This is a genomic window from Pseudoxanthomonas putridarboris, assembly GCF_038321125.1.
In the GTDB taxonomy this organism is placed as follows: Bacteria; Pseudomonadota; Gammaproteobacteria; order Xanthomonadales; family Xanthomonadaceae; genus Pseudoxanthomonas_A; species Pseudoxanthomonas_A putridarboris.
Genome location: NZ_JBBWWT010000003.1, coordinates 1 through 11,154, shown reverse-complemented (window position 1 = coordinate 11,154; position 11,154 = coordinate 1). Strand labels below are relative to the sequence as shown.

General features: G+C 69.5%; 12 protein-coding genes. 8 read left to right on the top strand and 4 right to left on the bottom strand.

Annotated elements, in window-relative coordinates; all coding sequences use genetic code 11:
• Positions 1 to 66 precede the first annotated feature (66 nt).
• From AAD027_RS07555 to AAD027_RS07520, 8 genes are all read left to right on the top strand, one after another.
• Positions 67 to 978: a CheR family methyltransferase gene (locus AAD027_RS07555; RefSeq protein WP_341725417.1), complete on the top strand. Its 912-nt coding sequence runs from the start codon at positions 67 to 69 to the stop codon at positions 976 to 978.
• On the top strand, positions 975 to 1,577 hold the full coding sequence (gene cheD / locus AAD027_RS07550; protein WP_341725416.1) for a chemoreceptor glutamine deamidase CheD: 603 nt from the start codon (positions 975 to 977) through the stop codon (positions 1,575 to 1,577). The genes AAD027_RS07555 and cheD overlap by 4 nt, the downstream gene beginning before the upstream one ends.
• Positions 1,577 to 2,647, top strand: coding sequence for a protein-glutamate methylesterase/protein-glutamine glutaminase (locus AAD027_RS07545; protein ID WP_341725415.1), 1,071 nt, complete (start codon positions 1,577 to 1,579; stop codon positions 2,645 to 2,647). Before cheD ends, AAD027_RS07545 begins: the two co-directional genes overlap by 1 nt.
• A 279-nt stretch (positions 2,648 to 2,926) precedes the next feature.
• Positions 2,927 to 4,117: a methyl-accepting chemotaxis protein gene (locus AAD027_RS07540; protein ID WP_341725414.1), complete on the top strand. Its 1,191-nt coding sequence runs from the start codon at positions 2,927 to 2,929 to the stop codon at positions 4,115 to 4,117.
• A gap of 440 nt (positions 4,118 to 4,557) precedes the next feature.
• On the top strand, positions 4,558 to 5,217 hold the full coding sequence (locus AAD027_RS07535) for a histidine kinase (RefSeq protein WP_341725413.1): 660 nt from the start codon (positions 4,558 to 4,560) through the stop codon (positions 5,215 to 5,217).
• A 65-nt stretch (positions 5,218 to 5,282) separates the two neighbouring features.
• Positions 5,283 to 6,929 (top strand): EAL domain-containing protein, encoded by a 1,647-nt coding sequence (locus AAD027_RS07530; RefSeq protein WP_341725859.1) that lies wholly within the window; start codon positions 5,283 to 5,285, stop codon positions 6,927 to 6,929.
• Entirely contained in the window at positions 6,922 to 7,200 is a 279-nt protein-coding gene (locus tag AAD027_RS07525) for a GIY-YIG nuclease family protein (RefSeq protein WP_341725412.1), read from the top strand. Before AAD027_RS07530 ends, AAD027_RS07525 begins: the two co-directional genes overlap by 8 nt.
• 168 nt (positions 7,201 to 7,368) lie before the next feature.
• Positions 7,369 to 7,518, top strand: a complete 150-nt coding sequence (locus tag AAD027_RS07520) for a hypothetical protein (RefSeq protein ID WP_341725411.1) — start codon at positions 7,369 to 7,371, stop codon at positions 7,516 to 7,518.
• A 535-nt stretch (positions 7,519 to 8,053) separates the two neighbouring features.
• On the opposite strand, the gene AAD027_RS07515 is transcribed toward AAD027_RS07520, so the two are convergent.
• The 4 genes from AAD027_RS07515 to flgA all read right to left on the bottom strand — a co-directional run bounded on the left by AAD027_RS07515 (position 8,054) and on the right by flgA (position 10,862).
• Positions 8,054 to 9,205, bottom strand: coding sequence for an ATP-binding protein (locus AAD027_RS07515; RefSeq protein WP_341725858.1), 1,152 nt, complete (start codon positions 9,203 to 9,205; stop codon positions 8,054 to 8,056).
• Between the two features lie 179 nt (positions 9,206 to 9,384).
• Positions 9,385 to 9,738, bottom strand: coding sequence for a flagellar protein FlgN (locus AAD027_RS07510; RefSeq protein ID WP_341725410.1), 354 nt, complete (start codon positions 9,736 to 9,738; stop codon positions 9,385 to 9,387).
• On the bottom strand, positions 9,735 to 10,043 hold the full coding sequence (gene flgM, locus AAD027_RS07505; protein WP_341725409.1) for a flagellar biosynthesis anti-sigma factor FlgM: 309 nt from the start codon (positions 10,041 to 10,043) through the stop codon (positions 9,735 to 9,737). The genes AAD027_RS07510 and flgM overlap by 4 nt, the downstream gene beginning before the upstream one ends.
• Positions 10,044 to 10,214: 171 nt before the next feature.
• A complete protein-coding gene (gene flgA, locus AAD027_RS07500) occupies positions 10,215 to 10,862 on the bottom strand; it encodes a flagellar basal body P-ring formation chaperone FlgA (RefSeq protein ID WP_425605425.1) in 648 nt (215 codons plus the stop codon).
• Positions 10,863 to 11,154 lie beyond the last annotated feature (292 nt).

The following is an 11,154-nucleotide window of genomic DNA, read 5'->3' as shown; positions in this document are numbered from 1 at the left end:
GCTTCCTTCCCGCCAGGAAGGAAGCCGGTCATGGAACGACCGTAGTCCCGCCCCACCGAGAACCCGATGTCCGTCAGCACCCGCCACCCCGCACCGGCCGCCGCGACACGACGGACTTCCGCCCCACCCCGCGACGACGATGCCCGCGCCGTCGGCAGCCGCGACTTCGCGTTCGACGACCGCGACTTCCGCCGCGTCTGCGAACTGATCCGCGAACGCGCCGGCATCGCGCTGGCCGACGGCAAGCGCGACATGGTGTACGGCCGGCTTTCGCGCCGCCTGCGCGCCCTGGGCCTGCGCAGCTTCAAGGACTATCTGGACCAGCTGGAGCGCGACGGCGGCGACGAATGGCAGGCGTTCACCAATGCGCTGACCACCAACCTGACCTCGTTCTTCCGCGAACCGCACCACTTCGAACGGCTGCGGCAGGAACTGGCGCAGCGCGCGCACGCCGGTCCGCTCAAGCTGTGGTCGTGCGCGGCGTCCACCGGCGAGGAACCCTATTCCATCGCCATCACCGCCTGCGAGGCCTACGGCACGCTGGCGCCGCCGATCCGCATCCTGGCCACCGACGTGGACACGCAGGTGCTGGCCACCGGCGAGCGCGGCGTCTACCCGATGGAACGCATCGCCAGCCTGGACGATGCGGTCAAGCGACGCTATTTCCAGCGCGGCAGCGGCCCGAACGAAGGCTTTTGCCGCGTGCACCCAGCGCTGCGCCAGCTGATCGACTTCCGTCCGCTCAACCTGCTGGCGCCGCGCTACGACGTGGCCGGACCGTTCACCGCGGTGTTCTGCCGCAACGTGATGATCTACTTCGACAAGCCCACGCAGCGCGGCATCCTGACCCGGCTGGTGCCGCACCTGGCCGACGACGGCATGCTGTACACCGGGCACTCGGAAAACTACCTGCACGCCGCCGACATCATCCAGCCCTGCGGGCGCACGCTGTACCGCCGCGCGGGAGCCGCCGCATGAACGCCGCCGCGACCGCCTTCGCCGACGGCGGCGTGATGCGCTACCACGACGCGCGCTTCAAGACCGACGCGGCCAAGCTGCTGCCCACCCAGTACCTGGTGGTGGACAACGACACCGCGCTGGTGACGGTGCTGGGTTCGTGCGTGGCCGCGTGCATCCGCGACCCGCTGCTGAAGCTGGGCGGGATGAACCACTTCCTGCTGCCCGACGGCAACGTCGGCGACGGCGCGCCCGCGCGCTACGGCAGCTTCGCAATGGAACTGCTGATCAACGACCTGCTCAAGCGCGGCGCCGCGCGCAACCGGCTGGAAGCCAAGGTGTTCGGCGGCGCCAACGTGCTGAAGGGCTTCACCAGCAATCCGGTCGGCACGCGCAACGCCGAGTTCGTCCGCAAGTACCTGGACGCCGAACGCATCCCGGTGGTGGCGGAAGACCTGCGCGGCATCCATCCGCGCAAGGTCTGGTACTTCCCCAACACCGGCCGCGTGGTCGTGCAGCGCCTGCCGCATGCCCACGACGCCGAAGTGCTGGCCGCCGAGTCCGCCGCGCGCGCCCGCCTGTCCAAGGCGCCCGTCACCGGAGGGGTGGAACTGTTCTGATGAGTAGCGCCCCTCCCTGCCGCGTGCTGATCGTCGACGACTCGGCGGTCGTGCGCCAGTTGCTGACCGAGATCCTCTCGCGCGACCCCGCCATCGAAGTCGTCGGCTCCGCCGCCGATCCGCTGCTGGCGCGCGACAAGATCAAGCGCCTGAACCCCGACGTGATGACGCTGGACGTGGAAATGCCGCGCATGGACGGACTGGCGTTCCTGGAGAATGTCATGCGCCTGCGGCCGATGCCGGTGGTGATGATCTCCTCGCTGACCGAGCGCGGCGCGGACGCGACATTGCAGGCGTTGGCGCTGGGCGCGGTGGACTTCGTCTCCAAGCCCAAGCTCGATATCGCCAGCGGCCTGCACGCCTACGCCGACGAGATCATCGCCAAGGTCAAGACCGCGGCCAAGGCGCGCGTGCGCCCGCTGGCGCGCACCAGCGCGCCGCGCGTGGGCATGGACGCGGTGCTGCCGGCGGCGCCGGCGCTGCGCTTCCGCACCACCGACCGCCTGATCGCCATCGGCGCCTCGGCCGGCGGCACGGAGGCGTTGCGCGTGGTGCTGGAACAGATGCCCGCCGACGCGCCCGCCATCGTACTGACCCAGCACATCCCGGCCGGTTTCAGCCGCGCCTTCGCCGAACGCCTGGACCGCCACTCGGCGATGGCCGTGCGCGAGGCCGGCGACGGCGAAGCGATCCTGCCCGGCCATGCCTACCTGCCGCCGGGCGGCCAGCACCTGAGCGTGATCCGCGATGGCGCCCGCTGGCGCTGCCAGATCGACGACGGCCCGGCGGTCAACCGCCACAAACCCGCGGTCGATGTGCTGTTCCGCTCGGTGGCGCGCAGCGCCGGCGGCAACGCGGTGGGCGCCATCCTGACCGGCATGGGCGACGACGGCGCGCGTGGCCTGCTGGAAATGGCCCAGGCAGGCGCCCCGACGCTGGTGCAGGACGAGGCCACCAGCGTGGTCTGGGGCATGCCCGGCGCGGCGGTGAGGATCGGCGCGGCCAGGGACGTCGTGCCGCTGGACCGCATCGCCCAGCGCCTGCTGGACCTGGCGGCGAGCATCGCCTGATGCCTCCGCCGGCACCTGCAGGAGCGACGTCAGTCGCGACCGCAGGCCCGGGCTGGCCGTGATGCGCGGACGCGGGCGCAGTACTGCGGAGCGGGACGGGAAAACACCTTCTCCAGCACCACCAGCCACTCACCATCGCGGTCGCGACTGACGTCGCTCCTACAAAAGGCGGGAATGCGCATCACAGTTCGGCCGCATCATCGCAACCCCGCGAATTACCGCCTAAAGAGCCGATGGCCGCGGCCGATACTCCACAGTGAGCTTCAGTAGAGAGCACCCATGTATTCGCGCATCCTGGTACGTCTGGCGGCACCCCTCATCCTGACCCTGCTGTTCCCCGTGTCGGTCGGCCTGGACTGGCCTTCCGCCGTGCAGTGGGCCTTGCTGACCTCGTCGACCCTGGCCTGGCTGATCTTCGCCTGGCTGACCGCGGTCAATTCGCACCAGATCTCGCCCGAGCATGCCACCGTGGTGCGCGAGCAGGATTCCCTGCTGACCGAGCTGCGCCGCTTCGTCAACAACGAGATCGAAGGCTCTCGCCACGAGATCGACCGCGCCCGCGAGCTGATCCGCGAAGCCGTCAGCAACCTCGGCGGCAGCTTCGATGCGATGAACCGCAAGTCGCGCGAACAGAGCGCGGCCATCGCCCGCATCATCGACCGCAACGGCGACGGCGACCGTGCCGGCGTGGACGTGGCCCGCTTCGCCCAGAACGCCAGCCAGCGTATGGAGCAACTGGTGGAGGCGCTGGAGCAGGTGGCCGGCCAGAGCGGCACCACCGTGCACCACATCGACGACATGGCGCAGCACCTGGACGGCATCTTCTCGCTGCTGGAAGACGTCAAGTCGATCGCCGACCAGACCAACCTGCTGGCACTGAACGCGGCCATCGAAGCGGCCCGCGCCGGCGAGGCCGGCCGCGGCTTCGCGGTGGTGGCCGACGAGGTGCGCAACCTGTCCGAGCGTTCCACCGCCTTCAACGAGCAGATCCGCAAGCTGGCGCACAGCTCGAAGGAATCCATCGCCAAGGTCCGCGACACCGTGTCCAACATGGCTTCGCGCGACCTGGACCGTTCGCGGGAAGCGCGCAGCGAAGCGGCCAGCATGCTGCACCAGGTCGCCGCCATCAACGCCTCGCTGGGCGACGGCATGCGCGAAGTCTCGATGTGCGGCCACGCCATCGACGCCAGCGTCGCCGAGGCGGTCCGTTCGCTGCAGTTCGAGGACATCGCCACCCAGTCGCTGGGCAGCGCGATGACCCACCTGGAGCGCCTGACCGCGATCAACAAGGAAGCCGTGGCCCTGCAGGAACTGCTGCACCGCACCGGCGGCGCCACCGACAACGAACTGCTCAGCGCCCTGCGCCTGATCGGCAACCGCCTGCGCGACCAGCGCACCGAATGGGAGCGCCCGCCGCACAAGCCGGTCGCCCAGCAGAACATGGGCGCGGGCACGGTGGAGCTGTTCTAGGCCACCGCGCAACATCCGACAGCTTGCATCTCCGGGGCGACTGCACAGCAGCTCGCCCCTTTTTTTCGTGCCTGGAAGGGGAAACGGGATGCCCTTTCATCCCCCTCTCCCCGCCAGCGGGGAGAGGGTGCCGGAGGCGGGTGAGGGGCAGGACGGAGCCGACCCGGTTCGATGATGGCAATGCATCGAGTGTGGGGTTCCTGCCCACCGCCACGCTCGATCCGTTATCGCCGATATCACCTTCCCTGGCTCCGATACCCCTCATCCGGCCTGCCGGCCATCCCGTATCGAGTACGGGGCAGGCTCTTCTCCCCACCAGCGGGGAGAAGGCATCTCCGCTGGAAACCCGGATCGCCCGTTTCCGCGACGACAACGCATGCCGCCCGCACGGCTGGCATACTCACGACCCGATACACCGGCCCCTTGTCGAACCGCCGCAGATGCCCGACCCGTCGCCCGCCCACGCCCTGCTGTTGCAACTGCTGCTGCAGCAGGAAGCCGAACGCCATGCCGCGGGGCGCGCGTTGCACAACCAGGTGGGCCAGGCCCTGTCCGCCATCAAGATGACCGCGCACCTGACGCTGGACGAAACCGACGCGGAACAGCGCCGCCAGGACCTGCTGGACATCATCCGCGCCAGCGACGACACCGTGGCGGTGCTGCGCGACCTGCACGCGGCGCTGCATCCGCCGCAACTGGAGACGCTGGGCCTGGAGGCCGCGCTGCGCGCCGAGCTGGAACGGATCGCCGCGCAGGTCGGTCCCGTCGAAGCGTCCTTCGAACCGCTGCCCGCCTCGCCCGCCCCGCCGCTGCCGCTGGTGGCGTTCCGGATCGGCCAGGCGCTGGCGCGGCAGGCGGCGGCCGCATCGGCGGAACCGGTCCAGGTGTCCCTGGCGCCCAACACGGACGCGGGCCAGGCCGGCTTCCAGTTGCTGGTCGGCGCCGGCGCGCCTTTCGCGCTGGCCGACGCGCCCCTGCTGCGGGCACTGGCCGCGTCCGTGGGTGGCGACCTTGCCGAACCGGCCGGCGGGCACGGCGCCCGCTGGCGACTTCGCCTACCCTATGCGTTCGCGCCCACATCCGGTTCCGCAAGCGCTTGAACACCGACCTCCACCCGTCGCCCCCCCTGCCCCGCCTGGGTGCCGGCGAACCCGACCTGCAACGCATGATCGATGCGGCCAACAGCGGCGGCACGCCGGTGATGCTGCTGTACATCGACATCGACCATTTCCGCTCGATCAACGAGAACATGGGCGTGGAGGTCGGCGACCAGGCCCTGGCGATGATCAGCGAACGGCTGCAGCAGTCGGTCGGCGCGGACGCGCGCGCATGGCGGCATGGCAGCGACGAATTCGTGGTGGCCGTGCCGCGCACGCCGGGCACGCTGGCGCCGGAGGAGTTCGGCGCCTTCCTGCGCGAGCAGATCGAACTGCCGATGACGGTGCTGCCGTACACGCTGTTCCTGACCGGCACCCTGGGCATCGCCCTGTGCCCGGAGCACGCCGACAACGCCACCAGCCTGCTGCAGTGCGCGGAAAGCGCGGTGGACCAGGCCAAGCACGAGGGACTCAACCTGGTCCGCGTGTACCGGCGCGGCGCCGCCATCACCGCGCGCAGCGACAGCATCATCGCGCGGCAGATCATCAACGCCATCGCCAACAACGAGCTGCGCCTGTTCTACCAGCCGCAGATCAACGCCCACGACGGCCGCGTGGTCGGCATGGAGACCCTGCTGCGCTGGTACTCGCCGGCGCTGGGCATGCTGGTGCCGGAGCGCTTCATGCACGTGGCCGAGAAGCTGGGCGTGATCGTGCAGATCGGCGACTGGGTGCTGCGCAACGCGTTCAAGCAGGCGCGCATCTGGCGCGACTGGGGCTTCGACGATTTCGAGATCGCGGTCAACGTCTCGACCCTGCAGCTGCTGCGGCCCAGCTTCGTGTCCGAGGTGCTGGAAGCGATGCAGGAGGCCGGCATCCCCACCCAGATGGTGGTGCTGGAGGTCCGCCAGAACGCGCTGGCCAAGGACATGAACCTGGTCCACCGCACGCTGGCCAACCTGCACCGCGAGGGCGTGCGCCTGACCCTGGACGATTTCGGCATGGGCGACTCCAACCTGGATTCGCTGATCCGCTTCTCGGTGGACAAGATCAAGATCGACCGCAGCTTCGTGAAGGGCGTGCCGGCCAGCAACCGCGAGGTCGCCATCACCTGCGCCATCATCGCCATGGGCCACCAGCTGGGCATGAAGATCATCGCGCACGGCGTGGAGACGGACGTGCAGCTGGGCTTCCTGCGCCGCAACCAGTGCGACATGTTCCAGGGCCACCTGTTCGGCGAGCCGATGTCGGCCGAGGAGGCGGGCGCGGTGCTGCGCAAGCGCTACCTGCGCTCGGACGCGTTCACCGCCACCAAGCCGGACCGCACGCTGCTGCTGCTGGACGACGAGGAGAACATCCTGCGCTCGCTGGTGCGCCTGTTCCGCCGCGACGGCTACCGCATCCTGGCCGCCAGCAACGTCACCGACGCCTTCGAGCTGCTGGCCACCAACGACGTGCAGGTGATCCTGTCCGACCAGCGCATGTCGGACATGAGCGGCACCGAGTTCCTCGGCCGCGTGCGGGTGCTGTACCCGGACACCGTGCGCCTGGTGCTGTCGGGCTACACCGACCTGGCCACCGTCACCGAGGCGATCAACCGCGGCGAGATCTACCGCTTCCTGACCAAGCCGTGGAACGACGACGACTTGCGCGAGCACATCCGCCAGGCCTTCGTCGCCTACGAGAACCAGCCCCACCACCGCGTCCATGGCTGAGTCGGCGATCACGGTTCCCGTCGAGTCATCGCCGGCGTGGCATCTGTACCTGATCGAATGCCGCAACGGCGCCTGGTACGCCGGCATCACCAACCGGCTGGAAGCCCGCTACGCCGCGCACGCCGCCGGCAACGGCGCCAGGTACACCCGCGCCAATCCGCCGGTCCGCCTGCTGGCCAGCCGCGCGTATCCGGACCGCAGCGCGGCCTCGCGGGCCGAAGCGCAACTCAAGCGACTGCCCCGCGCGAAGAAACTCGCATTCTTCACGTAACGTGCGCCGCGCGCACGATGGCATGGCCCTCACCCTCGTCATCCCGGCGCAAGCCGGGACCCAGTGCCTTTGCGCACGGGCCGGCCCGCATGCGTGACGGAAGTCGCTAGGTTCCGGCTTGCGCCGGAATGACGGCGGCAGACGTAGGGTGCGCCCTGGCGCACCGCCGTGATCGACATTCACATCCTGAAAACCCGCCTGTTCGCCATCCGGGCGCACTGCGGCGCGATCGCCATGGTGCGAATGGAGTGGAGCGCGGTGCGCCGGGGCGCACCCTACGCAACTGCCCGCACGAAGAAACTCGCGTTCTTCGCGTAACGTGCGCCGCGCGCACGTCGCGAGGATGCATCTCCCCATCATCCCGGCGAATGCCGGGACCCAGCGACTTCCGTCACGCGCACGGGTCGGGCTCATGCGCAAAGGCGCTGGGTTCCGGCATGCGCCGGAATGACGACGGACGTAGGGTGCGCCCTGGCGCACCGCCGCGATCGACATCCACATCCTGAAAACCCGCCTGTTCGCCATCGGGCGCGCTGCGGCGCGATCGCCATCGTGCGAATGGAGCGGAGCGCGGTGCGCCGGGGCGCACCCTACGCAACTGCCCGCACGAAGAAACTCGCGTTCTTCGCGTAACGTGCGCTGCGCGCACGATGGCATGCCCTCCTCGCCACGAACGAAGAATTTCGCGCTTTTCGGTCCGGCGTGTAAGAGCGCCCTTGGGCACGATGCTCTTTCCAGCCATCCGCCCCAAAGCATCGCGGCGGCCTGCCCTCACCCCTTGCCCTCTCCCGGAGGGAGAGGGGGAGTGGGTGCCATGCGGGTCCGGCTTCGAGCCCTTTGCGGGCGCTTCGGTTCAGACGGCTTCGATGGCCGGTTGTCTGATGGGCAGGGTGATGCGGAAGCAGGCGCCGGCGCCCGGCACGTTGCGCACTTCGATGCGGCCGTTGTGCTTCTTCACGATGCCGTAGGAGATCGACAGGCCCAGGCCGGTGCCGCTGCCGACCGGCTTGGTGGTGAAGAACGGGTCGAAGATGCGCTGCAGGATCTCCTCCGGGATGCCGTGGCCGCTGTCCTGGATCTCGACCCACACTTCCCCGCCGTCCACGCCGGTGGTGACCGTGATGGTGCCGCGTTCGTCGATGGCGTGGCTGGCGTTGAGCAGGATGTTCATGAACACCTGGTTCAACTCCGAGGGCCGGCACTGCACCAGCGGCAGCTTGCCGTAGTGCTTCTCCAGCGTGACCTTGTACTTCAGCTCGTTCCAGATGATGTTGATGGTGGAATCGAGGCCGGCGTGCAGGTCGGTGGACTTCCAGCTGTCGTCGCGGCCGGAATACGAGAAGTCCTTCAGGTTGCGCACGATGGCGGTGACGCGCTCGATGCCCTCGCGCGACTCGGACATCAGCTGCGGCAGGTCGCCGGTGATGAAGTCGATGTCGTAGCGCCCGCGCAAGTCGTCGATCTCGGGCAGCATGGCCTTGGGATCGGGCGAACGCAGCGCGCGCTCGTACACCTCGATCAGCGAGAACAGGCTGTGCAGGTATTCCTGCAGCGAGCCCAGGTTGGAATGCACGTAGCCGATGGGATTGTTGATCTCGTGCGCCACGCCGGCGGCCAGCTGGCCGATCGAGGCCATCTTCTCCGACTGCACCAGCTGTTCCTGCGCACCGGCCAGGCGCACCAGCGTCTGCCGCAGCTGCGCATGGCGGCGCTGCAGTTCCTGCTGGCGCGCGTGCGCTTCGCTGACATCGTGGAAGACGATCAGGCAGTACCCGCCGTGCCCGTTGTCGTGGTGGTAGGCGCGCACCTGCACGATGCGGCCGTCGTCGAACGCCAGGTCGTCGTTCCAGCGGCCTTCCGCCCGGGCGGTGCGCAGCGCTTCCAGCGGCAGCAGCCCGACCAGCGCGCCCAGCGGGTCGCTGGCCTTGGGCACCAGCGCGCGGGCCGCGGTGTTGGCGTGCAGCGGGCGGCCGTCGCCGTGGCAGAGCAGCACGCCATCGTCCATCAACTCGCCCAGCGCCTGCAGGTCGGCGAAGCGCGGCGCATCGTCCTGCGCATGGAGGGGTCGCGGGCTACTCACGGGAGGGGCGCTGGCGGGTGCCGTCGGGGACGGCGGGACGCCAGTATCCGGCGCCGCCGCGGGAGCGGCAAGTTGCGGGTTCCCGCTTTGCGAAGCCGGCGCGCTCAGGCGACCGCCAGCGGACGCACCTTGGTGACGGTGCTGGTCTGGCCCTGCGCATCGTAGGCGCCGGCGCTTTCGCTGCGGCCCAGGTGGCGCAACGCCCAGTTCACCTCACGGCGGCGGCGCGCCAGCAGGATGCCGTTGGCATGGTTGAACTCGGCCAGCTCGGCCAGCCGTTCCTGCAGCTCGCCGGGGAAACCATAGCCGGCGGCCGCGCTTTCCAGCGTGCGCAACGCGTCGAGCTTGTCCTCGGTGGAGCGCACCAGCGCTTCCACGTCATGTTCCAGGATCGCGCGCCGCTCCTCTTCCAGGGCGGCGGACAGTCGCTGCAGGGGCGCGGCCGTCATGGCGGTCATGCGTCCAGTTGGCTTTCCAGACTGAGCATGCCGTCGGCGATGGCCTCGGCATTGACCTGGTAGGTGCCGGCCTGCAGCGACTCGCGCACGGCCTGCACGCGGGCGTTGTCGATGGCCGGGGCGGTGGACAGCTCGCGCTGCATCGCCTGCAGGCTGGCGGCCTCGCCGGTCAGACGAAGGCTGTCGCTGCCGGCGCTGGCTTCCACCGGCCCGGAACGGTCGGCACCCGCCGTGGCAACGCGGCCGCCCACGGGCCCGGTGCTGCGTACGGCGGCGGGGGGAGTGCCTTCGATTTTCTGGCTCATGTCGGTTCACCTGTAACAGGGTTCATGGGGGTTATCGGCCGCGGGCGCCGACACTTTAGTGACGACGTCCACGTTTCCTGCGAAGGGAACGGTTTTCCGCCATGCCCCTTCCACCCACGTACGGTATCGGCCGCCCCGGATGCAACTTTAGGACGGAATTTCAACAACACTTCAACGGTTGACCCAGACGTCGCCGGAGGCGCCGACCACGCCCTGGACCACCCGGCGCGAGGACAGGTTCTCCACGGTGACGCGTTCGTTCTCCCCCGCGTCGGCCAGCGCCTTGCCGGCCACGCGGACTTCCACCCCGCCCCGCCGCGACACCAGCGCGACGTTGTCGCCGCGGCGGATCAGGCGGGGAGCGACCAGGTCGGAGGCGGACAGCACGGCGCCGGCCGACAGCGTGCGCCGGGCGACGCGGCCGATGGCCTGGCCGGGATCGGCGACCGCCGCGCCGACGATGCGGGCGGCATCGCGCGATTCGGCGGTGAAGGCATCGGCGGTGATCGCCTCGCCCGGGGCGATCCCGCGGTTGAGCACGAGCACCGTCTGGCTGCGACGCACGCGCACCGGCACGAACAGGCGCCAGCCGGCGTCCTGCGGGCAGCTGACTTCCACCGAGTTGGAGCCGTTGACCCGCGCGGACAGCGGTGCCCCGCAGCGGGGCAGGCGCAACGCGGCATCGAGCGTGGCGTCGGCGTCGCTGCCAGCCGGCAACGCGCCCAGCGCCGCGGCCTTGATGCTGTCCACGGGCTGGAAATCGGCCGCCATGGCCGCGCAGGCGGTCAATCCGGCGATCAGGGCGGTGGCAAGGCGCAGCATGGGCGGACTCCGTCGGTTCATCGTCACGGGTGGTGCAAGGACTGTGCCAGCGCAGGCGGGGGTTCTCGGCGCCGTCTGCGTGTGAGTGCGGCGCGGGTGCTGGGCTGGGCCTGTGGCGCATTGCCATGGGCGCTGATGCGTGGTGCGCTCGCCGCGAGGCGTCACTTTCTTTGCTTGTGCAAAGAAAGTAACCAAAGAAAGCACACCCCAGGCGGCGCGCCCTGCGCTTCGCTCCGGGTGCGCAAGCGGACCGGGAATTTTCGTAAGGCACATCCCTGTGCCATACGAA

Coding starts and splice junctions, on each gene's coding strand:
- AAD027_RS07555 (WP_341725417.1), top strand. CDS start 67: ATGTCCGTCAGCACCCGCCACCCCGCACCGGCCGCCGCGACACGACGG.
- cheD (WP_341725416.1), top strand. CDS start 975: ATGAACGCCGCCGCGACCGCCTTCGCCGACGGCGGCGTGATGCGCTAC.
- AAD027_RS07545 (WP_341725415.1), top strand. CDS start 1,577: ATGAGTAGCGCCCCTCCCTGCCGCGTGCTGATCGTCGACGACTCGGCG.
- AAD027_RS07540 (WP_341725414.1), top strand. CDS start 2,927: ATGTATTCGCGCATCCTGGTACGTCTGGCGGCACCCCTCATCCTGACC.
- AAD027_RS07535 (WP_341725413.1), top strand. CDS start 4,558: ATGCCCGACCCGTCGCCCGCCCACGCCCTGCTGTTGCAACTGCTGCTG.
- AAD027_RS07530 (WP_341725859.1), top strand. CDS start 5,283: ATGATCGATGCGGCCAACAGCGGCGGCACGCCGGTGATGCTGCTGTAC.
- AAD027_RS07525 (WP_341725412.1), top strand. CDS start 6,922: ATGGCTGAGTCGGCGATCACGGTTCCCGTCGAGTCATCGCCGGCGTGG.
- AAD027_RS07515 (WP_341725858.1), bottom strand. CDS start 9,205: ATGGACGATGGCGTGCTGCTCTGCCACGGCGACGGCCGCCCGCTGCAC.
- AAD027_RS07510 (WP_341725410.1), bottom strand. CDS start 9,738: ATGACCGCCATGACGGCCGCGCCCCTGCAGCGACTGTCCGCCGCCCTG.
- flgM (WP_341725409.1), bottom strand. CDS start 10,043: ATGAGCCAGAAAATCGAAGGCACTCCCCCCGCCGCCGTACGCAGCACC.